Genomic DNA, 21,908 nt, shown 5'->3' on the forward strand with positions numbered 1-21,908 from the left:
GGCGCCGGAGTTAGTTGGGACTCCTGGGCCTGGAAGAGAGACGCATCGTGAGTCGCCCCCCACAGTTCCCTGTTGAGGACAGGCTGCGGATCGTGTTGTCGGTTCTGGCCGGTGAGTTGACCATTGCCGAGGCCGCTCGGCGTTACAAGACCTCCGAGACCTCGATCGGCAAGTGGAAGGCCCAGTTCCTGGAGGCCGGCAGGCAAGGCCTGGGCGCGGGTGGCTCCTCTCGGCCATCTGGCCGTGAAGAGCAGCTCGAGGCCGAGATCGCCGGACTGCACACCGCCCTCGGCGAGGCGCATGTGCAGCTGCGGGTGTGGAAGAAGTCGGCGGAGGGCCGCCTGGCCCCTTCGCGGACCTCGAGGTGATCCGCCAAGACGCGGCGATGCCGGTCTCGAGGTTCTGCCAGCTCACCGGCATTCCGCGCCGCACCTACACACGCAAGCTCGCCAAGAGGCGCTCCGGGCCGGTCGGCAAGTGGCCGTGGCCGGCGCCGGTCGTCGATGAGCTCAAGCCGGTGGTGGCCAAGTACGCCGCGGACTGGCCGACCTGGGGGCATCGGAAGATCCACTGGTTGATGGCCGCCGATGGGATAGCAGGCTCGGCGTCGTCGGTGGAGCGGGCGATGCGCCGCCGCGATCTGCTGCAGCCCATCGACTACCAGGGCGAACGCCGTGAGCTGGCCAAGGCGCGCAAGGCCGCGTTCGCCGATCCGCCCACCAGGCCGAATCAGGTGTGGCAACTGGACTTCTCCGAGTACGAGACCACCACCGGCGGTGTGTGGCGGCTGGCGGGGGTCACCGACCACTTCACCAAGTACGAGCACGGCTCGCGCATCACGCCGACCTGCACTGGAGCCGACGCCATCAACGCCGTGCGCATCGCGATCGACCAGGCCGAAGCCCTGGCCGGATGCTCGCTCGAGGAGGCCCTGACCGACCCGCAGACGGGTGAGGTCCGCAAAATCAAACTGGTCACAGACAACGGCAGCGCGTTCAGAGGAGCAGCGTTCGCCCGCTTCATCACCGGCCGGACCGAGTTCGTCCACATCCGCACCCGACGGCGCTCACCCGGACAAAACGGCGTCCGTGAACGCGCGTTCGGCTCCCTGAAGTACGAGCACTTGTACTGGATCGAGATCGACGACCTGCCGACCCTGGCCCACGAGGCCGAGGCCTACCGGCAGATCTTCAACCACATCCGGCCCCACGAAGCCCTCGCCGGCCACCGGCCGAGCGTTAGCATCACCTCTTCCTCCAGAGGACTTTCACCCCCAAGCAATCGCCCATGCTGGGCACACCGCCATTGAGGCCTCCTCGGCACAAGCCGAGGAGGCCTCAGATTCGCAGAACGAAAGTTGAGCGGCTGCCCTGTTCACCACTGACGCCATCTATCGGTGATCGCATAGCGACTCACGCCATGGCGGGCTGCTAGCTCACCAACATCAACCCCGCCCTCAGTCAGCACTTCATCGATGAACAGGCAGATTTGCTCTCGCTCGTCGGTGTCGATACTGCCGCCCCTCGCCTCCTGATTCACTCTGTTCAGAGCCAGAACAACCCGTTCAACAACAGCGAGGATCTGCGTGTCCGACGCTGCCCCCAGTTCCCGCACTTCGACTTCGAAGGACGCCAGGGCGGCATCAACAGCCTCTAGAAAGCTTTCGGAGTAAACACCCAGGAAGGATGCACAACCAGGACTCATCGTGCCGTCAGCGACCGCACGGGCCTCTTTCGCTATTTCGCTACGCCAGTACTGAGAAGGTCTTTCAGCCATGACGAAATCCTACCGTGCGGTTCCGCGACCTGTGATCTCAGAGGGCCCGCAGCCCGCACCCCGCCAGCCTGCGGGTGCCGTCCGTGACATCACCCGAGTGACGTCACGGACGGCACCCTGCACCTACCCATTACTCCGAACCAGCCGGCAAGGGCAGCCTCGGCGGCCTTAGCCAATCACGTCAACGTCTGAGCGGAACCGGCCGCCGCCTCGACAGCCCCTACGGAGCTGGGGCGTTTATTCGATTCAACAGCGCCCCCCCACCAATTCCGCCGTAGTAATCGATCAGACCTTGCTCGAGCTGGTATATCAGCTTCTCACTACCGCCCGGCACCTCAATCCAGTCAAGCTCTCGAACATGAGAAATCTTGTACCCGGAGCTCTTCACGGCGTGCCTGTCATCGCTGAACGCTCGATGGATTCTACGGTGAATGGTGTTCGCCTTCGTCGCAGACCCCACATACACCATTCCATTTCTTGGCGATCCCCCAGGCCGCACCATCGACGGGGGCGAGGCGAGTGCCTCGTCTGATTCAACTTGACCTTGAGTGCGCTCCAGGTGCTTGGCTGCTGCTCATGGAATACGTACAACTAGGTCGTACTGGGCTCAAGGTGAGCCGGTTGGTGCTCGGCACCATGAACTTCGGCGAGCATACCGACGAGCCGCTTGGTCACGAGATCATGGACGCGGCGCTCGACGCGGGGATCAATTTCTTCGACACCGCCAATGTCTATGGCGGGAGGGAGAGCAAGGGTCGTACCGAGGAGATCATCGGCACCTGGTTCGCCAAGGGCGGCGGCCGCCGGGACAAGACGGTCCTGGCCACCAAGGTGTGGGCGAACATGGGTCCGGACGGCGATGTCTGGCCGAACCACGACAAGCTGTCCGCGCTCAACATCCGCCGCGCCGTTGACGCCTCCCTGCGGCGGCTCGACACGGATTACATCGACGTCTACCAGTTCCACCACATCGACCGGGCGACACCGTGGGAGGAGATCTGGCAGGCGATGGACGTCCTGGTCCGGCAGGGCAAGATCCTTTATGTCGGGTCCTCCAACTTCCCCGGCTGGGACATCGCCCGCGCCAACGAGACGGCCGCCCGGCGCGGCTCGCTCGGGCTGGTCAGCGAGCAGTGCCTGTACAACCTGTTCGAGCGGCGCGCCGAGATGGAGGTCATCCCGGCCGCACAGGTGTACGGCCTCGGGGTGATCCCGTGGTCGCCGCTGCATGGTGGGCTGCTCGGCGGAGTGTTGCGTAAGGAGCGCGAAGGCGGAGTCGTGCGTTCGACGAGCGGGCAGCGCAGCGCGCAGATCCTGGCCGATGCGGCTCAGCGAGGGCGCATTCAGGCGTACGAGGATCTCTGCGACAAGCACGGCATGGAGCCGGGCGACGTGGGCCTGGCCTGGCTGCTCACCCGGCCTGGGGTGACCGGCCCGATCGTCGGACCGCGTACGCAGGCGCAGCTCGACTCGGCCCTGCGCGCCGTCGAGTCGGAGCTGTCCGAGGAGTTCCTCACGGGCCTAGAGGAGATCTTCCCGGGTCCCGGGCCGTCGCCGGAGGCATTCGCCTGGTGAGAACCGGTTGATCCCCGAGTCCACGCGGCCACAACGTCCTGCGTCGACTCGGGGATCGTGGGGTGCGTCGTCACAGTTCACAGGTGTCGACCCTCGCCGACCTGGAACGCGTGAAGGCCCAGGCGGAGATCATGTCTCTGGCCTGGGCCTTCGTCTGATATGCCCCCAACCGGATTCGAACCCGTGCTACCGCCTTGAAGGGCGGGCTTGATCTTGGCCGCTGATCTGGCGATCCGCTGACCTGCAGGTTCAGCGGTCGTCTGCCCGTGAGTGACCGCGAGTCCCCGCGGTTCCCCCTGGGATCGGGCACGCAACGGGCACGGCCTGAGGGTGGGTCGGATTAGAAGTGAACACTTCGGCCACATGATCATTTCTTAGAAACCCTTTTGATCGCCTGTAGCTCGTCCGCCATCCTGTCGAGATGGTCGGTGAACTTGCCCATGCGCAGCTCATACCCACGCTTCTTGAGGCCGTGCCCGAGTTCTGGAGCATCTACCTTGACGAAGTGGGCGACGATGGCGAGCCGCTTACGCATGTGCTGTTCGGCGTCGACCTGACCCCGTTCGTCATGGAGGCGCATCAACAGGGGCGGTCGGAGTTGGTGCAGCGCTGCCTGACTTTCTTCGAACACGTGCTGACGGTCGGGGACAAGCGGTCTAGAGAGGTGATCGTGACGTCCTTCGTCTACCAGGTCGGGCCATGGGATCCAGAGATGGCAAGCTTCATCAGCCAGTGGCCGCCCGCGCTCGCAGAGAGGGCACGCCAGCAGGGCTGGTCAGGAACAAGCTAGAAAGTGCTCTGGACGCCGGTCGCACGACGGTGGGGTTGAGCGGCCAGAGAGTCAACTGAGCAGTCGTGCAGCGCTACCGGGGCCAGGCCCCTACGGTCGGGGGCTCCCTGTCATGCCCCAGGGCCTGCGGCAGGGTGGAGCTGGACGGTTCCGGACTTGCGTGAGGGCGGGGCCTCATAGCCTTGCCGGCGGACGCCGCCGTCTACCCGCCCGGCCCGCTGGGCGAGGTGTTCACAACACCACCGGCGGACCGGTCCGCCGCACGCTGTTCCGTGCTCGCGTCTGGCGGCCCGCCCTCGTCCGCGCCGGTCTTCTGGGCAAGGTCACCGAGATAGCTTCAATGGAAGAAATTTGCCTTGCCCTCGCAGCCTACGCCAACGGATGCGACATTCGCTCAATGTGTCAAGAGCTTTCGGGCTCGCCGGCGCATTGTTCAACCCGGCAGCCCGGGCCTACCTCGCCCACGAGGAAGCCGACCGGCGAGTGGAGGCCTTTGCCGTGTTCAACATCTTCTACCAGACCGGGATCTTGATCGGACCCTTGGTCGGCGTCCTCCTGCTGCGGATGGACTTCCGGCTGGTGTGCCTGAGCGCATCGGCCATCTTCGCCACCCTCACCGGCGGCGTCCCCGCGGTCTACATCGGCATGCGCGCCGCCCCCAAGATCGCCTGACGCCTCGGCCTGTCTTTAAGGAAGTCGTCACTATGTCTACCAGTCCGTCACCATCCGTGACGGACTGGAGACATAGTGTCTAACGCTCCCTGTTGACCTCCCGAGCCAAGATCGTTCTCATCAATAGCGGCTGTCCGCCGGTTCCTCACCCCAGGTCTTCCTCGGCCATGCTGACCTTCTCGCGGACGGGAGCGAGTTGTTATGCGAAGGTCTGGACCACCTGGTCCGTGCTCAGGCGCGTGCCCTGCTCGAACTCGGCGGTGAACGCCGTATCTTCCAGCGCGTCGCGCAAGGTCGCGGTGATGCGGTTAACATCGCCTTGTTCGGCGGGTGGCAGGGGCGCGTTGACCGAGGTGCGCAGTGTCGCGGCGGCGCCCAGCAGGCGGGCCGCGTGTGGCGCGTCTGAGGTGGTGAGTGCCCCCGCCAGTCCTTCGAAGGCGAGGGCCACCGCCCTGGGGTCGCCGATCGCGCGGGCCGAGGCCAGGCTGTCCAGGTGTAGCTTCAGAGCGGTTTCGGGATCGCCGCGCTGTTCGGCGGCGAAGCCCAGCTCGGCCAGGACCAGGGCCAGGCCGGGCTCTCCTTCCACTCCGCGCAGCCAATCGACCCACTTGGTCAGGTGCGTCTCGGCCAGTTCCGGTTCGCCCCGGCGGCGCGCGCTCAGCGCCAGTCCCATCTCGGCGAAGTGCTCGGCGACCTTGTTCGATTGCTCCGCGGCCAGGCGCATCGCCTGCTCGTGGTGGGCGTCGGCGGCGGCGAAGTCGCCGGTCAGAAGGGCGATCCGGCCGAGCCCGGAGCGCCGGAACGACGCCTCGCTCCACAGGGACAGTTCCTCGGCCATACGCAGGCCCTCGCGATGCAGCCGGGCCGCCCCGGGATAGTCGCCGGCGATCTCGGCCAGTTCGGCGAGCGTGTTGGTGGCTTTCACCTGGCCCCAGCGATCGCCGAGCGCCCGGAACAGGGCGTTGCTCTCTGCGGCGTCGTGGTGGGCGGCGGCGAGGTCGCCCCGGGCTCGGGCGATCGTGGCCCGCAGGCTCAGCGCGGCGGCCAGGCCCCAGCGGTCGTCCAGTTCGCGAAAGCCGTCGAGGGCTTGTTCGAGCAAGGTGGAGGTGGCGGTCAGGTCGGTGAAGCCGCGGTGGGCGTAGCTCAGGAACCATCGGGCCCGCGCCCGCTCGCCGGGGTCGGCGATCGTCTCGTACGCGGCGTCCGCCGAGCGGGCGTCCGGGTCGGCGCCGCCGCTCATCAGGAGCGCCACACCGGCCCGCCAGGCGGCGGCTCGGGCGTCGTCGCGCACGCCCAGTGCCAGGTCGAGCGCGCGGCGGGCCTCGGCCATGCGGCCTCGCAGGAGCCAGTACCAGGTGAGCGCGTTGACGAGTCGGACGGCCGCGCCGTCGGCGAGGCGGACCGCCGTGTCGAGGGCGGCGCGCAGGCTGGCCCATTCGCGGTCGAGGCGTTCCAGCCACGGCCGCTGGTCGCGGCCGTACAGGTGCGGCGCGGCGCGTTCGGCCAACTCGGTGTAATAGCGCAGGTGGCGGCCAGCGATCTCGTCATGCTCACCGGCTTCCCGCAGACGCTGGAGGCAGTATTCGCGTACGGACTCCAGCAGGTGGTAGCGGGGGCCGTCCGGATTGTCGGTCATGACCACCAGCGAGCGGTCCACCAGACGGGCCAGCACGTCTATCCCGTCCAGTGCTGCGACGTCCTCGGCCGCGGCCAGCGTGCAGCCGTCGGGGTGGACGCTGAGCCTGCGCAGGGCCACGCGTTCGGGCTCGGACAGCAGCTCCCAGCTCCAGTCGATCATTCCCCGGAGCGTGCGCTGCCGGGCGGGGGCGCCGCGGCGGCCCGCGACGAGCACGTCGAATCGGTCGTCGAGGCGGGCGGCAAGCTCGTGCACTCCGAGCGCGCGCACGCGGGCGGCGGCCAGCTCCAGCGCGAGCGGGATCCCGTCCAGGCGCCGGCAGATCGCTGCCACCGCCGCCATGTTGCCGGGGTCGAGCGCGAAGCCGGGCGCCGCGGCGGCGGCCCGGGTCACGAAGAGGTCGATGGCGGCGAAGCGGCGCAGGCCGGCGGGTTCGGCGGCGGGTCCGGGAAGCTCCAGGGGAGGTACGGTCCAGAGCACCTCGCCGGGGATGGCAAGGGGTTCCTGGCTGGTGATGAGGATGCGCAGGCCGGGCGCTGCCTGCAGCAGCGTCTCGGCCAGCACGGCGACGGACTCGACGACGTGCTCGCAGTTGTCCAGCACGAGCAGCAGGCTCCTGCCGCGCAGCGCGTCGGCCAGCCGCGCCGGCGGATCGCTGTGGGTTGCCTCGTCGTCGCGGATCCCGAGGGCGGTAGCGGCGAGTCCGGCCACCGACGTCGGGGAATCGCCGGAGGCGCGGTCCAGGCCGGCCAGCTCCACCAGCCAGGCGCCGTCGGCGAAACCGTCCGCCGACTCGCGGGCGACCGTGAGCGCGAGTCGGGTCTTGCCCACCCCGCCCGCTCCCGTGAGCGTGACCAGCCAGCCCGACCGCAGCAGCGTACACACCTGGGCGACCGCCTCCCCTCGGCCGATGAGCTCAGTCAGGGCCGCAGGCAGATTGGTGCGGGGACGTGCCGGGACGGCGACCTCGTCCGGCGCCGGCCCGTCCAGCGCTGGATCGTGCCGCAGGATGGCCTGGTGCAGGGCCACGAGTTCAGGGCCGGGGTCAAGGCCGAGTTCGTCGGCCAGCCGCGTGCGCAGCCCGGCGTAGCCCTCCAGTGCCTCGCCCTGCCGCCCAGCCCGGTAGAGAACACGCATGTGCAGGACGCGCAGCCGTTCACGCAGCGGGTGACGGCCCACCAGCTCGCCCAGCTCGCCCGCCAGCCCGGCATGCTCGCCGAGCTCCAGCCGCGCCTGCGCGTGATCCTCCAGCGCGGCTAGGCGCTCCTCCTCCAGCCGCGCCGCGACCGGCCTAGCGAAGTCCTCGTCGGCGAAGTCGGCGTACGCGGGTCCCCGCCACAACGCCAGCGCGCCGGCCAGCAGGCCCGCCCGCTCCCGTACGTCACTCGTCCTGCGGGCTCGCGCGACCAGAGATGCGAACCGGTCCGCGTCCACCTGCCCGGGATCTGCCCGCAGCAGGTACCCCGGCGGCTGCGACACCACGAGGCCGCGTCCGCCCGGCTCGGCGTCCTCCAAGGCGCGGCGTAGCTGGGACACCCGGGTCTGCAAGGTGCCGGTCGGGTTGCGCGGCAGCCGCCCGGCCCACAGGTCGTCGATCAACCGGTCGGCCGAGACGGGATCGCCCTCGGATGCGAGCAGATCGGCCAGCAGCGCGCGCACCTTCGCCTCGCCGATGCGTACCTGCGTGCCGTCGGCCGTCCAGACGGCCAGCGGGCCGAGCACCCCGAAACGCACAACCGTCAGGTTAGACGACTTCGGACGGGCCTAAAGCGACCCCGCAGAAAACCCAAAGCGCCGCGGGCCAGGCTGAAGCACATCACTTCGATGAAAGGACCGACGATGAGTATCCATCGTGAGATCCGCCTTGCCTCTCGCCCCTTCGGCGAGCCGGGACCGGAGAACTTCGAGCTGGCCGAGGTGGCGGTGCCGGAGCCCGGCGCGGGCCAGATCCTGGTCCGCAACACCTGGATGTCGGTCGACCCGTACATGCGGGGCCGGATGGACGACCGCGAGTCTTATATAGCGCCGTTCGAGGTCGGCGCCGCGCTGGAGGGCAGCGCGATCGGCGAGGTGATCGCCTCCCGGGCCGCGCAGGTCCCGGTCGGGGCGACGGTCTCGCACTTCCTGGGATGGCGGGAGTACGCCGTCCTGGACGCCGCCGCCGCGACCGTCGTCGACACGGGGCTCGCCCGCCCCCAGGACTACCTGGGCGCGCTCGGCCCGACCGGCATGACCGCCTACCTCGCCGTCACCCGGATCGCGCCGGTCGAGCCCGGCGACGTGGTCTTCGTCTCCGGCGCCGCCGGGGCGGTCGGCAGCGTCGCCGGCCAGCTCGCCCGCAAGCTGGGCGCGGCCAAGGTGATCGGCTCGGCCGGAGGACCCGAGAAGACCAAGAAGATCGTCGAGGACTTCGGATTCGACGCCGCCATCGACTACCGCGTCGGCTCGCTGGCCGAGCGGCTCACCGAGCTCGCCCCCGAGGGCATCGACGTGTACGTCGACAACGTCGGCGGCGACCACCTGCAGGCCGCCATCAGCGCGCTGAAGGTCCACGGCAAGGCCGCCCTGGTCGGGATGATCAGCCAGTACAACGCCACGGAGCCGGTTCCCGGCCCGAGCAACCTATACGACGTGGTCACCAAACGGCTGACCCTGCGGGGCGTGCTGGTGACCGACCACCCCGACGTCTTGCCCGAGTACCTCGCCAAGGCCGCGTCCTGGCTCACCGACGGCAACCTGCGCACTGAGGAGACCGTGGTGGAGGGCCTCGACCAGGCGCCGGGCGCCTTCCTCGGCGTGCTGCGCGGTGCCAACACCGGCAAGATGCTGGTCCGCCTGGTGTGAAGGAGAGACTATGTCCACGCTCATGACCATCGCCGAACGCGAGACGTTCCTGGCCGGCACGCACATCGGAATGCTCAGTGTCCCCGACAGGCACGCCTCGCTCCTTATCCCGATCTGGTACGCCTACACCGAGGGTGGTGAGATCCGGATCAGCACCCCGTCCGGCAGCCGCAAGCTGGGCCTGATCCAGGAGGCCGGCTACGTGGGCTTTGCCGTGCAACAGGAAGAGATGCCGTACAAGTTCGTCTCCATCGACGGACCGGTGACCGCCTACGAGCCGACTGACCCGGAAGAATACCGGCGATGGGCGATCCGATACCTGGGACCCCTGAACGGCGAGCGGTTCTTCGCATCGATCAAGGACGCGTTGTCATCGTGGATCACCATCCACATCCGGCCACAACGGTGGCGCACGTTCGACTTCGGCAAGGAGTTCGGCTGACCTTCGACGCACCTGAGGCCGCGACTCGCCTGGTTCGACACCCAGGTCCCCGGCCACGGATGCACGCCGAACACAGCTGACCCCAACCCTCACCCATCCGATAGCCGGAATCTTCTCGAAACCCTGTGCCGTGCCAATATCCGCGCATCGGCTCTGAGCTGGGGTTTTGGATGATACTAGGCTGCTCTCCGGTACTGGTTGATCAGGCCTCCGGCGACCTTATGGCGCTGGATCCGGGCGGTCGTGTCGATCACTCGGCCGGGTTCGTGCAGCGGTGGCCTTTGGTCCCGGGACTGATGCGGACGATGATCGTTATAGTGCCGCTCGTAATCGGCGAGCACCTTACGCAAATGCTGTGCGCCGTAGATCAGCAGATGGTCCAGGCACTCGCGCCGTAGCGTCCCGACGAATCGCTCCGCATAGCAGTTCGCCCGAGGCGCCCGGGATGGGGTCTTGATGATCCGGATGCCGGTACCGGTGAACACCTCATCAAAGACTCCAGAGAACTTGCCATCGCGGTCCCGGATATCCGCCGCCATGCGTACGACGAGGTCACGTACCTCCTTGGGGATGGGCGGGCGACCGGACCGGTTCGGATACCTCCAGTGCCGCTTGACCAGCCTGCGGTGCCAGGCCAGCAGCGTGCGCGGTGTCACGATCCGATACGCCCGAAGCCGTCTCGGAAGGTGGCGCGTGAGCGCGGCCAGGATCGCCCGATCAGCCCAGTCCGGCTTGGGATGAGCAACGTGGCGGCGCAAGATCGCCATCTCATGCCGCAACACGAGAATTTCCACGTCCTTGGAAGAACCACTGCGGGTCAGCAACACCAGCCATCCCAGCGCCCGGACAAAGATCAGATACAGCAGACGGAAGCACACGACGGGCGAGGATAAACCCCAGGTCAACCACCCTGAACGAGTTCTGGCACCGCACAGGCCGACTGTCCGGGCACGTGGATCGTCAGAACGTGCCGAAGAAGCGATGCCACCAACTGGCCTGCTGGACGTGCCAGGGTAGTTGGCTCGGCCCTTCGTAGTCGCGCTCCAGCAGTTCTTCAGGAACTACCGCATATCCGAGATCGACCAACGCTTGATTGATTTTGGTGAGATCGGCGGCATCCAACTCGCCCTCCGCTTGGGCGTCATCCGTACCCAAGAAGGCTCCAGGGTTGTCAGCAGAGACAAGGGCAAGGGGTCCGAACTTGCTCACGCAGACCACGATCCGGGTCCCGCACACGGTTGCTTCCGCAGGTACGGTGACACGCCCGTACTCGCTGGAGTCCTGGGTGTCTTGTTCGGTGGCGCATCGAGCTGCGAAGTCGCCCTCAAGCCGTGCCACCAGGCCGCTGAACAGCACGCGGGTCTCGCTGTGATCGTAATCTCGCGGCCACTCCAGCCACTCCGGATCATCGAGCTCACACAGCAACGCCAGCAACTCCGATTCGCGCTCAGTCACTCGCACATCTTGGCGCGACAGCCCCTAACCTCGCGAGCCCGATGGGTAGCGGGTCGGCGGCGGGACCGCCGTTCCCGTGACCGCCCGCAGCTGCTTGCCCAACGATCGGGCGGCAGGGTGGAGCTGGACGGTTCGGGACTTGCGCGGGGGCGGAGCCTCGTAGCCTTTCCGGCGGACGGGCTGGTACCTGCCTGCCGAGCAGACCTCGACCACCCTCGACCGCTACACCCACGCCTCACGCGACCGGCACACCCGCGTACGCGGAGTACTTGCTGACTTTTCGCTGACTTCCGCCCCTGATCAGGGTCCCAGTAACGACGAAGACCCCTCCGAGGAGGGGTCTTAGCTGGGGAAACGAGGGTGGGCGATACTGGGTTCGAACCAGTGACCTCTTCGGTGTGAACGAAGCGCTCTCCCACTGAGCTAATCGCCCCGGACGGTGCACCCTGCGGTGTTCCGTCGCTCGCCAAAGATTAGCGCATCCGCAGGTGTTCTCGCGCCGCAGTGACCGCCGGCCGCCGCGGATGGTGCCCGCCCCAGGCCTCTGAGCTCGGGTCGGTCACCTGGTGCGATCGGCTCCAACACCAGGGGAGATGATCATTCCCACACTGCCATGAGGTCGGTGTTCCACGGAAGGTTGAATCCGTAAATGATCAAGTAGGCGGTCACCGCGGCGCCGACGAGCAGGCCGAAGACCACGGCGATAATCTGGTTGCGCTTTCGAACCCGGGGGTCGAGAGCCTTCTCCTTGGCCTTCGCGGCCGCCTGCTTGGCCTTGTGCAGCGCGGTCTGGGCCCAGGCGAACTCGGTCGCCAGGATCGCCAGGCCGACGAAGATCGCAACCCAGCCCGGCCCGGGGGTCACCATCATGACCAGACCGGCCACCAGCACGGTCGCTCCGACCGTGAAGACACCGATCTGCCAGGTGGTGTTCAGGAGGCGGTATCGGCGGACGAACTCGCGGAACCGCTTGAAGCCGCGCGGTGGACCGTCGCCCTCCGGGTCCTGGGACTCGGATTCGACATCGACGTTTCTGTCATGGTTAATCGCCACGATCTTTACCCTATGTCAACGAAGCGGGCTCTTCAGAACTTCAAGGGGCCATTGCGCAACCAACGGATCAGCTTCGCACGTTACTCATCTCAAAGGCTACAGATCCGGCCCCGTGGCGGAGTTCAAGACCATCTCCGGAGTTGGATTGTCCGTCTTTGCCCAGGTCAAGACCCACTTGAGCTTACGTGAGATACGTCACATCCGGCGCCGGAGACGGAATGTTCCCCCAACTGTTCTCAGTTACGCCTCATAGATCGCGGGGAGACCCGTGGAGGGAGCGAGTACTCATCGGAGCGCCCCGCCATGCGGGACCGACGTCTGAAGGAAATGGCCATGAACAGCAGCAGCACCACAGTCTCGGCCGAGTTTGGCCTTCGGCTCGTCGTTCCTGACAGTGCGGCCGTCCCCCTGCTCGCCTGCCTGGAGTACGCCGCCGACGACCCCTACGCGATCCGCATGTCGTTCTACGTCGGCAACGACGACCCGGTCGAATGGATCTTCGCTCGTGAGCTGCTGACCGTCGGAATCGTCCGCCAGGTCGGCGAAGGCGACGTTCAGGTGTGGCCCATGAGCCAGCAGAACGAGCATGCCCTGAACATCGCGCTGTCCTCACCTTTCGGCAACGCTCTCTTCGAGGTTCCGCTCCTGCCGCTCGCCGACTTCCTGCACCGCACGTACGAGATCGTGGCCGCCGGCCGTGAGACGGAGTTCATCGATATGGAGACCGAACTGGACGATCTGCTCTGGCCCTCTTGATCACCGCCACGCCGCCTCGCGACCTCGCGACCTCGTGCGATGGTCGTACGGGCCGATGCGGCGTCACCGACGGCGTCTCCGGTGGCGTGAGGAGCCCGAGCCTCCCGCGTTCGGGAGGCGCGTCACTCGCTGAGGCGGGCGATGTGCCGCATCTTGTTCATGGCGTCCAGGGCGGCGACCTTGTACGACTCCGCGAGCGTCGGGTAGTTGAACACGGCGTCGACGAGATAGTCCACAGTGCCGCCGCAGCCCATCACGGCCTGGCCGATGTGAACCAACTCCGTGGCGCCGGTGCCGAACACATGCACGCCGAGCAGGCGGTGATCCTCGGGTGAGACGAGCAGCTTGAGCATTCCGTAGGAGTCTCCGATGATCTGGCCGCGGGCGAGTTCCCGGTAGCGCGAGACGCCGACCTCGAACGGAATGCTCGTCTTGGTCAGTTCGTCCTCGGTACGGCCGACAAAGCTGATCTCCGGAATCGTGTAGATCCCGATCGGCTGAAGCTCGTGCATGGCGTTGGCGGCCTCTCCGCACGCGTGCTGCGCCGCCAGCCGGCCCTGCTCCATGGACGTCGCCGCGAGCGACGGGAAGCCGATGACGTCCCCGACCGCGTAGACGTGGGGCACCTCCGTACGGAAGTACTCGTCGACGGAGATTCGGCCGCGACTGTCGGCGGTCAGTCCGGCCGCCTCCAGACCCAGCCCGGCGGTCATCCCGTGCCGTCCGGCGGAGTACATGACCATGTCCGCAGGGATCTTCTTACCGCTCTCGAGGATGGTGATGGCGCCGCGCGGGCGCCGCTCGACCGCCGCCACGGTCTCGCCGAACCGGAAGGTCACCGCGAGGTCGCGCAGGTGGTACTTCAGCGCCTCGACCACCTCGAGGTCGCAGAACTCCAGCATCCGCTCCCGCCGCTCGACAACGGTGACCTTGGTGCCGAGAGCGGCGAACATCGACGCGTACTCGATGCCGATCACCCCGGCACCCACGACGACCATGGACTCGGGTACCCGCTCGATCCGCAGGATGCCGTCGGAGTCGATGATCGTGTTCTCGTCGAACTCGACGCTGTCGGGCCGGGCCGGGCAGGTTCCCGTGGCGATGACGATCTTGTCTGCGGTGATCTTCTGCTCGCGGCCGGCGGGGTCGACCACGCCGATCGTGTGCGGGTCGAGGAACCGGCCAGTACCGGCGACAACGCTCACGTGGTTGCGCGCGAGCTGGCTGCGGATCACGTCGACCTCGCGCCCGATGACGTGCTGCGTGCGCATGCCGAGGTCGGCGACCGTGATGTCGTCTTTGACGCGGTAGCTCTGGCCGTACAGGTCACGCTGGTTGAGACCGGTGAGGTAGAGCACGGCCTCGCGGAGCGTCTTGGAGGGGATCGTGCCGGTGTTGATGCACACCCCGCCGATCATGTCCCGCCGATCGACGACCGCGACCCGGCGCCCCAGCTTGGCCGCCGCGATGGCCGCCTTCTGACCGCCGGGACCGGATCCGAGCACGATGAGATCGAAGTCTTTCACGCCCCTCAGTGTGGCCGCCGGGGGGCGTGTCTTGAAGGCCCTTCATGTAACAAAGGCCCCACCGCGAACCGGCCGTACGGTGGCCGAAGCGTGATGATCAGCGCGCGGAGTGATCGGTGTCCAGGCCGGTGATCAGGTCATCCAGGCCGGTCTTGATGCGGTCTACGTCCATCCCGCGGGCGCGGCGCTGGTACCTGAACAGGTTCGCGGCGAGCGGGGCCAGCAGCGCGTCCGCGAGGTAGTGGGCGTCCGTGCCGGGTCTCGCCTGAGAGATCAGCGTGGCCAGATGGGTGTGATAAACGGCGTACGCCCCATCGGCGAACCGCGCGTCGGGCGAGTCCATCTCGGCCATCACCAACAGCGTCGACTGCGCCTCGGTGCGGTCGACGAGGGCGTCGATGAAGGCCCGGATGCGCCGCAGCGGCTCGGCTCCCGGGCCGAGCGGCGGATCACCGTGGAGGAAGGTCTCCTGGAACTCTCGTTCGCGATCGTCGATCAGGGCGTAGAGCAGGCCGGCCCGGTCGCCGAACCGGCGGTAGACCGTGCCCACGCCGACGCCGGCCTCGCGGGCGACCTCGTCCATCGACAGGCTCTCGACACCGCGGGCGGCGACGATGCGCGACGCCGCCTCAAGGATCTTGCGGCGGTTCTGCGCGGCATCCGCTCGTTCTGCCGGGGGTCGGCCGACGACGGGCAGCTCGCGTCGGGCTCCCTGTTTGATCACGAGGCTCCCTCTCCCTCGCGCCAAGGCTATCGGAACCTTCCTTCCAGCAGACGGACATATGCGGAACCGACTCCGGTTATGTTATAACCGGAGAAAGTTCCGCTTATTCGTGTGGAGGGCATGACATGACAGGACTCGAGGGCAGGGTGGCGCTGGTCACCGGCGGGAGCAGGGGCATCGGCGCAGCGATCGCCCTGCGCCTGGCACGTGACGGTGCCGACGTGGCGCTCACCTATGTGCGGGCGAAGGCCAGGGCCGAGGACGTGGTCGCCGAGATCCGTGCCGGCGGCCGGCGCGGGCTCGCGATCGAGGCCGACGCAGCGGACCCCGAGGCCGTCATCGGAGCCGTCGAGCGAACCGCCGCCGAACTCGGGCGGCTGGACATCCTGGTCAACAACGCCGGCATCTACGAGCACGGCCCGTTCGAGGCCATGACGGTCGACCAGGTGGACCGTACGCTCGCGGTCCATGTCCGTGGCGCCTTCGTCGCCGCCCAGGCGGCGTCGCGGCGCATGGAACCGGGGGGACGCATCATCAACATCGGCAGCAGCCTCGCCGAGCGGGTCCCCTATCCGGGGGTGAGTCTCTACGCGATGAGCAAATCCGCACTGACCGGGCTGACCAAGGGACTCGCGCGCGATCTCGGGCCACGTGGCATCACCGTCAACGTCGTCCAGCCCGGCTCGACCGACACCGAGATGAACCCGGCCGACTCCCCCGATGCCGAGGCCGAGATCGCCTTCAGCGCGGTGGGCCGCTACGGCAGAGCCGACGAGATCGCCGGCACCGTCGCCCATCTGGCGGGTGCCGGCGCCGGATTCATCACCGGCGCCTCGATCGCCGTCGACGGCGGATTCGCGGCCTGACGATCATGGCGTGGATCCTCGTACTCATCGCCGCCCTGCTCGAGATCGTGTGGGCGCTCGCGCTGAAGGTCTCCGACGGCTTCACCAAGCCCTGGCCGAGCATCCTCGGCGTCACGACGGCGATACTGAGCTTCGTCCTGCTGTCGCTGGCCTTGCGCTCCCTGCCCGTGGGCACCGCCTACGCGATCTGGGTGGGCCTCGGCGCGCTCGGTGTCGCGCTCGCCGGGATCGTCGCTCTGGGCGAGAGCGCCTCGACGGTACGGCTCGCCTGCCTGACCCTGATCCTCATCGGCGTCGTCGGGCTGCGCGCGACCGAAGGCTGACGCCCACCATGCCATGATCTTGCACTCGTTCGCCGGCGGCCGAGCGCTTGATCATGGCATGAGGTGGACGATCAAGGGATGGATCAGGGATCGGTCACCTCGGCCGAACGGGCCGCGAACGTCTCCATGGCCTTGCGGGTGACCGGTCCGGGCGCGTTCGACAGCACGACGTCGTCGATGGCCCCGATGGGCTGCACGTCCCGCGTCGTCGACACCAGGAACGCCTCGTCGGCGCGGTAGAAGTCGTCGAGAGGCAGGTTCTCCTCCTCGCCGCCGCACCACTCCAGAACGAGGGCCCGGGTGACGCCGGCCAGGCAACCGGACGAGAGCGGCGGCGTGACGAGCCGCCCGTCCCTCACCAAGAAGACATTGCTCCCGGTGCCCTCGCACAGGTCACCGGCGAGGTTGCCGAAGATCGCCTCTCCCCCGTTGCGCTCCTTGGCGTAGGCGAGGGCAAGGGCGTTGTCGGCGTACGACGTCGTCTTCAGACCGGTCAGCGCGCCCCTCTCGTTGCGCGGCCAGGGCACGACGGTGACGTTGGCGGTGGCCGGGAACGGCTTCTGCTCGGCGGCGATGATGACCGCCGTCGCGCCCTCGGCGCCCCGGTCGGAGCCGAGCGGGCCGGGACCGCTGGTGTAGGTGATGCGCACCCGGCCGAGCGGCCACTGGGGCGCGGCTGTGAGGACGTCCAGCGTGCCCTGCCGCAGCGCCTCCTTGTCCGGCTCGGGCAGCCCGAGGCCGGCCGCCGAGCGGCCCAACCGCTCAAGGTGCCGGGTCAGAGCAAAGGGCTCGCCGTTCACCACCTTGATCGTTTCAAACACTCCGTCGCCGACGAGCATGCCGTGATCGAAGACCGACACCTGCGCGTCTTCGGGCGCGTGCAGTTCCCCGTTGAGCCAGACCTTCACTGTGCTGCAACCTCCAATAGCCGAGCCGCCTTGAGCTCGGTCTCACGCCATTCGCGATGCGGATCGGAACCCCAGGTGATTCCCGCCCCGGTGCCGAACTTGAGCAGGCCCTCCTCCGCCCAGAACGTACGGATGCCCACCGCGAGGGCACCGCGCCGGGAATCCGCGTCCACCCAGCCGATAGCCCCACAGTACGGCCCACGCGGCATGGGTTCGAGTTCATCGAGCAGGGTGACTGCGCTCGACTTCGGCGCGCCGGTCACCGATCCGGGGGGAAAGGTCGCCTCGATCAGTTCCGGCCATCCCCGCCCGGGGGCGAGCCTGGCCCGTACCGTCGAAACCAGGTGCACCAGCCCGGGGTGCTCCTCGACCGCGCAGAGCTCGGGCACCGTCACCGAGCCGATCTCAGCCACCCGGCCCAGGTCGTTGCGGACCAGATCGACGATCATGACGTTCTCCGCTTGGTCCTTGGGCAGCAGATCCTGCTCCGTCCGCCCGGTGCCCTTGATCGGCCGTGATTCGACGACGTCTCCGTCCCTGGACAGGTAAAGCTCCGGCGACGCACTGGCGACCCGCGCCCCGGGCACGTCTATGACGGCGGCGTACGGCGCGGGATTGCCCCGCGCCAGCCGGGCGCCGAGGCCGGCGATCTCGGCGCCGGCCGGCAATGGCGCGGTCAGGACGCGGCAGAGATTGGCCTGGTAGACGATGCCGTCCGCGATGGCGTCGCGGATCGCACGGACGCCGTCGACGTAGGCGGCCTCGTCCATCGACGTGGTCCAGTCCGTCGGGCCGGTCCATGGCGCCCATGGCAGCGGAGCCGGCCGTACGGTCTCGAAGCGCGCACAGGTGACCTTGCCCTCATAGGTGATCACCACGGCCCACCAGCCGCCCGAATCGAGCACGGCCAGATCGCAGGTGACCTCGGCCAGGCCGGTGGCCAGGACTCCGCCGACATGGGCGAAAGCGTCGTGCATGTCACCCAGTGTCGCGCGTGCTCAGGACGCTCTTGCCACCGGCTCGTCCAGCACGCAACCGAACGTCTCGCGCAGGCCCCGGCCGCCCTCAGCGGTCACGACGAGCGCCCGCGGCACCCGGCCTCGCTCCAGCCAGCGCAGTTCGATCAGCCGCGTGGTGATCGCCGCTCCCAGCGCGCCGCTGAGATGCGGGCGCCGCTCGGTCCAGTCCAGGCAGGGGCCGGCGAACCTGCGGCGGGCTCTGCGCAGGCCGGCGGTCTCGAGACCGAACCGGCTCAGCCGCTCCTCCCCCTCAGCCGTGAGATCGCAGGCGTCCGGATCGAAGAGCATGTTGTCGCACAGACCGGCGAACAGCTCCACCCCGGCCCGGCCGGCGAGGTGGTCGTAACACGTACGCGCCTGCCGCAGCGCCTCGGCCTGCCTGCTCTGGCGCAGGCTTCGCGGCTCGATCGGCGGGCTGATCTGGCTGAGTGCCTCGATGACCTGGGCCACGTCGGCGCTCGTCAGCTCGTAGTAGCGGTGGCGACCCTGCTTGATCACGGTGACGAGCCCCCCGTCGAGCAGCCTGGCGAGGTGCGCGCTCGCCGTCTGGGCGGTGACGCCGGCGACCTTGGCGAGTTCCCCGGCCGCCAGCGGAAGCCCGCCGAGCATCGCGGTCAGCATGGCCGCGCGAGTCCGGTCCGCGAGCAGGGCGGCGACCGGTGCGATGTCGGAGTCGTATGCGGACATGCTTCGACGGTAGACGAACCATTGTTGTCCCAGCATCGAAGCATGACATCGAACGAGAACCCCGGAGCAGCCGTGTCCGACTCCGTCCGCGAGTGCCTGGAGATCGCCTCGAGCTGGCTGGCCTGGGACGGTCGGCCACGGATCGGCGAGGGTGGGAGCCTGTGGACCCCGCACAAGGCCCTGCGCCGGATCACCGACCATCTGATCGACCACCTGGCGGAGGTCGAGGCGCTTCTCGCCGGGGCACCCACGATCCCTGACGAATGGCACGGGCGGACGGTGACCTTCGACAGCGACTGGGCCCGCTTCACCGAGACCGACCTGGCCGAGACGAGACAACGGCAGACACGGCTGGGCCAGTGGCACGAGCTGCGGTACGCGGCCTGCCCAGCGGAATGGGACATCCCACGTACGCCCAGCTGGACGCTGCGCGAGATCGCCGACCACGTCTCCGGGGTGACCTGGTACGCCCGCCAGATGGGCAGGCTGACCTGACACCCGCGTGGCCGGCTGGGCTAATCGGTTTGGGGAAACGGCCCGGATTGGCTATGGTTTTCTCCGTCGCCCCCGCTCGCCGGGTGGGGCGCAGGCGGACGTGGCTCAGCTGGTAGAGCATCACCTTGCCAAGGTGAGGGTCGCGGGTTCGAATCCCGTCGTCCGCTCGGAGAGGCCGAGCAGTGCGGCCTCGCGCTGGTGGAGTGGCCGAGAGGCGAGGCAACGGCCTGCAAAGCCGTGTACACGGGTTCAAATCCCGTCTCCACCTCGACCGCTGTCAGTCTCGGGCGATTAGCTCAGTGGGAGAGCGCTACCTTGACACGGTAGAGGCCACTGGTTCAATCCCAGTATCGCCCACACGTTTCCCCAGGTCAGAACCCGGCCCGCCATGAAGGGCGGCCGGGTTTTGATCGTTTGACCGTTATTTGACCGTGGCCGATGTCCCGACATCACGGAGTATCCGGATGCCGGCTCGGGTGCGGTGGAAGGCGGTCAGGGCGGTGTCGTCGGCGTCGGGCAGGGTGTGCAGGTAGCGTTCGGTGGCCCGCAGCCCGGCGTGGCCGAGGCGTTCTCTTACGGTCTGCAGGTCCGCTCCCCCGGCCAGCAGCCAGGAGGCGTGCGCGTGCCGCAGATCCCGTACCCGCACACGCCGTCCGATCCCAGCGGCCTGGACTGCGGGGTCCCAGATGCGCTGGCGGAACCAGTCGCGGGGGATGTGCCCGTCGGTGTCCAACCTCCGCCCGGCCCGCGGCTGGTCCTTGCCGGCTGCGCGGCGCACGGCCCGATAGCGGGCGTACGCGGCCCGGCACCACGAGCAGCGGCAGCGGCCCATCGAATACCCGGACAGGGTTCCATGGCGGTACCGGCGCCCTGCCGCATTGGGAGCCGTGGCTCCGGCAGGATCGGGCAGCTCCAGCAACCGCCGCTCCGTCGGCCGCCGGGATTGGGGCGCTGTGAACAGCAGATCATCGCTACCGAGCCCACGTTCCGCGGCATAGGCTCTGATGCGGGCGACAAGAGTGCTGCTGAGTTTGATCCGGCGGAACTCCCGGCTCTTCGGATAGCCCTTGACCAGGAACCGCGCCCCGGACGGGTGGTAGCCCGGCCGCAGCTCCACGACCGTGCGCGCCACGGTGAGCATCCGCGTCACCGGATCGAGATCACCCAGGCGGAGCTCGGTCAGCTCGCCCCAGCGCAGCCCGCCTTCGAGGGCGGTCTCGGCCAGCAGCCGTGACTGCTCATCCGGCAACGCCTCAACGATTGCCTCGAACTCCGCCGGGCTCACGATGGTCAGCGGTTTGGCCACCACCGGAGGTACCGCCACCCCACGGCAGGGATGCAGGGCGATCACTTGATCGTTGAGCGCGGTAGTGAAAATCGAACTCAGCACCGTCTTGCACCGCTGCACCATCATCGCTGACTTACCGGCATCGGTGAGCCGGCGCAGGAAGTCCCGCACGTGCGAGGGCAGGATCTCGATCATCCGGATCGCCCCGAACTCCGGCAACAGGTACTTCTCAATCACCGAGATGTAGCCCTGACGTGTGTTGGCCTCCATCCGATGATTGGCCAGCCACACTAGTGAGACGTAGCGAGCGAAGGGCTGCCGACCACTGCGAAGATCAGCAAACCGCCCCTCCCCCGCACCGGCTTCCGCACGCCGCCACGCCCGGACGGCCTCTTTCCTCGTCGCGAACGTGCCCGCCGAGCGCTCCCGGCCGCGCACGTCCCAGAAATACGCGGTGTACCTCGGACTCCCGTCCTTACGCAACCGTGTTCGTACGTAACCCATGGTCACCATCACCTTGATCGTTTGACCGTCACCTGACCGTCAACCATGTCTTCAGGCCAGGCCTTCATCACAATCAACGCAGGTCAACGGCCTGATCCACACCCACAGTGACTACGATCCAGAAACCGAAGTTCAATCAGCAACCACTTACTTGGCCCACTCTGCAAAATGGCATGCGGATCTACGGGATCAGGGGTCCCGCCAGCCAGCGCAGGGAGCGCGGGACGGACGGGGCGGGCATCTCATTGTGACGACCACATGGCCACGTCAAACGGAGTATCCGTGAACCCAGGGAAAGCTCATTTACCAAATACAGTTGGTCTAATTTCCCCAGTAGGCGTGATCGTTTGATGAATTGGAACTTATTACGGGCCTTCGTGGCTTTGCCTCGACGGCCTGCCGACCGGGCAGCAGAACTAGGGGCAGGAACCGTGACGGCCAGTGTCCGTTTGAGGATCCTCAAGCGGACAAGCGCGATCCGGCGAGACTGTCGATGTCCGAACTCCTCTGCGCGTTTGTCCTGGGTTTATGGGGTTGGTTTGCAGAGAACTTCGGATCCTCCTGCTGTC

The 21,908-nt window shown here is 67.6% G+C and carries 22 protein-coding genes and 4 tRNA genes; 14 read left to right on the forward strand and 12 right to left on the reverse strand.

Going from position 1 to position 21,908, the window contains the following annotated elements:
• The first annotated feature begins 47 nt into the window (after window positions 1-47).
• On the forward strand, window positions 48-368 hold the full coding sequence (locus HKK74_RS17235) for a helix-turn-helix domain-containing protein (protein WP_187244259.1): 321 nt from the start codon (window positions 48-50) through the stop codon (window positions 366-368).
• Window positions 365-1,309: an integrase core domain-containing protein gene (locus HKK74_RS17240; protein WP_222722381.1), complete on the forward strand. Its 945-nt coding sequence runs from the start codon at window positions 365-367 to the stop codon at window positions 1,307-1,309. The genes HKK74_RS17235 and HKK74_RS17240 overlap by 4 nt, the downstream gene beginning before the upstream one ends.
• A gap of 65 nt (window positions 1,310-1,374) precedes the next feature.
• On the opposite strand, the gene HKK74_RS17245 is transcribed toward HKK74_RS17240, so the two are convergent.
• The gene (locus tag HKK74_RS17245; protein ID WP_187244260.1) at window positions 1,375-1,776 is read right to left on the reverse strand and encodes a hypothetical protein; all 402 of its coding nucleotides are present in this window, start codon (window positions 1,774-1,776) and stop codon (window positions 1,375-1,377) included.
• Window positions 1,777-2,352: 576 nt separating this feature from the next.
• On the opposite strand from HKK74_RS17245, the gene HKK74_RS17250 reads away from it, so the two are divergent.
• The 3 genes from HKK74_RS17250 to HKK74_RS17260 all read left to right on the forward strand — a co-directional run bounded on the left by HKK74_RS17250 (window position 2,353) and on the right by HKK74_RS17260 (window position 4,813).
• Window positions 2,353-3,351 (forward strand): aldo/keto reductase, encoded by a 999-nt coding sequence (locus HKK74_RS17250; RefSeq protein ID WP_187244261.1) that lies wholly within the window; start codon window positions 2,353-2,355, stop codon window positions 3,349-3,351.
• A gap of 421 nt (window positions 3,352-3,772) precedes the next feature.
• The gene (locus HKK74_RS17255; protein WP_187244262.1) at window positions 3,773-4,141 is read left to right on the forward strand and encodes a DUF7674 family protein; all 369 of its coding nucleotides are present in this window, start codon (window positions 3,773-3,775) and stop codon (window positions 4,139-4,141) included.
• Window positions 4,142-4,540: 399 nt separating this feature from the next.
• A complete protein-coding gene (locus HKK74_RS17260) occupies window positions 4,541-4,813 on the forward strand; it encodes a hypothetical protein (RefSeq protein ID WP_187244263.1) in 273 nt (90 codons plus the stop codon).
• 199 nt (window positions 4,814-5,012) lie between these two features.
• On the opposite strand, the gene HKK74_RS17265 is transcribed toward HKK74_RS17260, so the two are convergent.
• Complete coding sequence (locus tag HKK74_RS17265; RefSeq protein WP_187244264.1) at window positions 5,013-8,183, reverse strand: ATP-binding protein; 3,171 nt, start codon at window positions 8,181-8,183, stop codon at window positions 5,013-5,015.
• A gap of 105 nt (window positions 8,184-8,288) precedes the next feature.
• Between HKK74_RS17265 and HKK74_RS17270 the strand changes: the two genes are divergently transcribed.
• Both HKK74_RS17270 and HKK74_RS17275 read left to right on the forward strand, forming a co-directional pair.
• Window positions 8,289-9,293 carry an NADP-dependent oxidoreductase gene (locus tag HKK74_RS17270; RefSeq protein ID WP_187244265.1) on the forward strand — a complete coding sequence of 335 codons (1,005 nt, stop codon included), beginning with the start codon at window positions 8,289-8,291 and terminating at the stop codon, window positions 9,291-9,293.
• A gap of 10 nt (window positions 9,294-9,303) precedes the next feature.
• On the forward strand, window positions 9,304-9,735 hold the full coding sequence (locus HKK74_RS17275) for a pyridoxamine 5'-phosphate oxidase family protein (RefSeq protein WP_187244266.1): 432 nt from the start codon (window positions 9,304-9,306) through the stop codon (window positions 9,733-9,735).
• A gap of 176 nt (window positions 9,736-9,911) precedes the next feature.
• Here HKK74_RS17275 and HKK74_RS41460 read toward each other — a convergent pair whose 3' ends face one another.
• The 4 genes from HKK74_RS41460 to HKK74_RS17295 form a co-directional block, all read right to left on the reverse strand.
• Window positions 9,912-10,613, reverse strand: a complete 702-nt coding sequence (locus HKK74_RS41460) for an integrase core domain-containing protein (RefSeq protein WP_187244267.1) — start codon at window positions 10,611-10,613, stop codon at window positions 9,912-9,914.
• 82 nt (window positions 10,614-10,695) lie between these two features.
• Window positions 10,696-11,190, reverse strand: a complete 495-nt coding sequence (locus tag HKK74_RS17285; protein WP_187244268.1) for a hypothetical protein — start codon at window positions 11,188-11,190, stop codon at window positions 10,696-10,698.
• Window positions 11,191-11,551: 361 nt separating this feature from the next.
• Window positions 11,552-11,623 (reverse strand) — tRNA-Val (locus HKK74_RS17290).
• A 164-nt stretch (window positions 11,624-11,787) separates the two neighbouring features.
• On the reverse strand, window positions 11,788-12,243 hold the full coding sequence (locus tag HKK74_RS17295) for a TIGR02611 family protein (protein ID WP_312881565.1): 456 nt from the start codon (window positions 12,241-12,243) through the stop codon (window positions 11,788-11,790).
• Window positions 12,244-12,576: 333 nt separating this feature from the next.
• On the opposite strand from HKK74_RS17295, the gene HKK74_RS17300 reads away from it, so the two are divergent.
• Window positions 12,577-12,999, forward strand: a complete 423-nt coding sequence (locus HKK74_RS17300) for an SsgA family sporulation/cell division regulator (protein ID WP_187244269.1) — start codon at window positions 12,577-12,579, stop codon at window positions 12,997-12,999.
• Window positions 13,000-13,121: 122 nt separating this feature from the next.
• Here the strand turns inward: HKK74_RS17300 and sthA are convergent, their stop codons facing one another.
• A complete protein-coding gene (gene sthA, locus HKK74_RS17305) occupies window positions 13,122-14,525 on the reverse strand; it encodes a Si-specific NAD(P)(+) transhydrogenase (protein WP_187244270.1) in 1,404 nt (467 codons plus the stop codon).
• 97 nt (window positions 14,526-14,622) lie between these two features.
• The gene (locus HKK74_RS17310; RefSeq protein WP_312881566.1) at window positions 14,623-15,249 is read right to left on the reverse strand and encodes a TetR/AcrR family transcriptional regulator; all 627 of its coding nucleotides are present in this window, start codon (window positions 15,247-15,249) and stop codon (window positions 14,623-14,625) included.
• A 125-nt stretch (window positions 15,250-15,374) separates the two neighbouring features.
• Here HKK74_RS17310 and HKK74_RS17315 point away from each other — a divergent pair, with 125 nt between their 5' ends.
• The gene (locus tag HKK74_RS17315) at window positions 15,375-16,115 is read left to right on the forward strand and encodes a 3-oxoacyl-ACP reductase family protein (protein ID WP_187244271.1); all 741 of its coding nucleotides are present in this window, start codon (window positions 15,375-15,377) and stop codon (window positions 16,113-16,115) included.
• A 5-nt stretch (window positions 16,116-16,120) separates the two neighbouring features.
• Window positions 16,121-16,438, forward strand: a complete 318-nt coding sequence (locus tag HKK74_RS17320) for a DMT family transporter (protein ID WP_187244272.1) — start codon at window positions 16,121-16,123, stop codon at window positions 16,436-16,438.
• Window positions 16,439-16,521: 83 nt separating this feature from the next.
• Here the strand turns inward: HKK74_RS17320 and HKK74_RS17325 are convergent, their stop codons facing one another.
• From HKK74_RS17325 to HKK74_RS17335, 3 genes are read right to left on the reverse strand one after another with little or no spacing between them, the layout of a single operon-like run.
• Window positions 16,522-17,346 (reverse strand): aminotransferase class IV, encoded by an 825-nt coding sequence (locus tag HKK74_RS17325; protein ID WP_187244273.1) that lies wholly within the window; start codon window positions 17,344-17,346, stop codon window positions 16,522-16,524.
• Window positions 17,343-18,323, reverse strand: coding sequence for a chorismate-binding protein (locus tag HKK74_RS17330; protein WP_187244274.1), 981 nt, complete (start codon window positions 18,321-18,323; stop codon window positions 17,343-17,345). The genes HKK74_RS17325 and HKK74_RS17330 overlap by 4 nt, the downstream gene beginning before the upstream one ends.
• Window positions 18,324-18,344: 21 nt before the next feature.
• Entirely contained in the window at window positions 18,345-19,052 is a 708-nt protein-coding gene (locus HKK74_RS17335; protein ID WP_187244275.1) for an ArsR/SmtB family transcription factor, read from the reverse strand.
• A gap of 42 nt (window positions 19,053-19,094) precedes the next feature.
• Between HKK74_RS17335 and HKK74_RS17340 the strand changes: the two genes are divergently transcribed.
• From HKK74_RS17340 to HKK74_RS17355, 4 genes are all read left to right on the forward strand, one after another.
• Window positions 19,095-19,547, forward strand: coding sequence for a hypothetical protein (locus tag HKK74_RS17340; RefSeq protein ID WP_187244276.1), 453 nt, complete (start codon window positions 19,095-19,097; stop codon window positions 19,545-19,547).
• 94 nt (window positions 19,548-19,641) lie between these two features.
• A tRNA-Gly gene (locus tag HKK74_RS17345) sits at window positions 19,642-19,714 on the forward strand.
• Between the two features lie 30 nt (window positions 19,715-19,744).
• A tRNA-Cys gene (locus HKK74_RS17350) sits at window positions 19,745-19,815 on the forward strand.
• Window positions 19,816-19,832: 17 nt separating this feature from the next.
• Window positions 19,833-19,904, forward strand: a tRNA-Val gene (locus HKK74_RS17355).
• 64 nt (window positions 19,905-19,968) lie between these two features.
• Here HKK74_RS17355 and HKK74_RS17360 read toward each other — a convergent pair.
• Window positions 19,969-21,348 (reverse strand): tyrosine-type recombinase/integrase, encoded by a 1,380-nt coding sequence (locus HKK74_RS17360; protein WP_222722382.1) that lies wholly within the window; start codon window positions 21,346-21,348, stop codon window positions 19,969-19,971.
• Window positions 21,349-21,908: the final 560 nt, after the last annotated feature.

Origin of the sequence: Actinomadura alba, from assembly GCF_014323705.1 — a bacterium.
GTDB classification, from domain to species: domain Bacteria; phylum Actinomycetota; class Actinomycetes; order Streptosporangiales; family Streptosporangiaceae; genus Actinomadura_C; species Actinomadura_C alba.

Coding starts and splice junctions, on each gene's coding strand:
- HKK74_RS17245 (WP_187244260.1), bottom strand. CDS start 1,776: ATGGCTGAAAGACCTTCTCAGTACTGGCGTAGCGAAATAGCGAAAGAG.
- HKK74_RS17250 (WP_187244261.1), top strand. CDS start 2,353: ATGGAATACGTACAACTAGGTCGTACTGGGCTCAAGGTGAGCCGGTTG.
- HKK74_RS17255 (WP_187244262.1), top strand. CDS start 3,773: ATGGTCGGTGAACTTGCCCATGCGCAGCTCATACCCACGCTTCTTGAG.
- HKK74_RS17270 (WP_187244265.1), top strand. CDS start 8,289: ATGAGTATCCATCGTGAGATCCGCCTTGCCTCTCGCCCCTTCGGCGAG.
- HKK74_RS17275 (WP_187244266.1), top strand. CDS start 9,304: ATGTCCACGCTCATGACCATCGCCGAACGCGAGACGTTCCTGGCCGGC.
- HKK74_RS17300 (WP_187244269.1), top strand. CDS start 12,577: ATGAACAGCAGCAGCACCACAGTCTCGGCCGAGTTTGGCCTTCGGCTC.
- HKK74_RS17315 (WP_187244271.1), top strand. CDS start 15,375: ATGACAGGACTCGAGGGCAGGGTGGCGCTGGTCACCGGCGGGAGCAGG.
- HKK74_RS17320 (WP_187244272.1), top strand. CDS start 16,121: ATGGCGTGGATCCTCGTACTCATCGCCGCCCTGCTCGAGATCGTGTGG.
- HKK74_RS17330 (WP_187244274.1), bottom strand. CDS start 18,323: ATGCACGACGCTTTCGCCCATGTCGGCGGAGTCCTGGCCACCGGCCTG.
- HKK74_RS17335 (WP_187244275.1), bottom strand. CDS start 19,052: ATGTCCGCATACGACTCCGACATCGCACCGGTCGCCGCCCTGCTCGCG.
- HKK74_RS17340 (WP_187244276.1), top strand. CDS start 19,095: ATGACATCGAACGAGAACCCCGGAGCAGCCGTGTCCGACTCCGTCCGC.
- HKK74_RS17360 (WP_222722382.1), bottom strand. CDS start 21,348: ATGGTGACCATGGGTTACGTACGAACACGGTTGCGTAAGGACGGGAGT.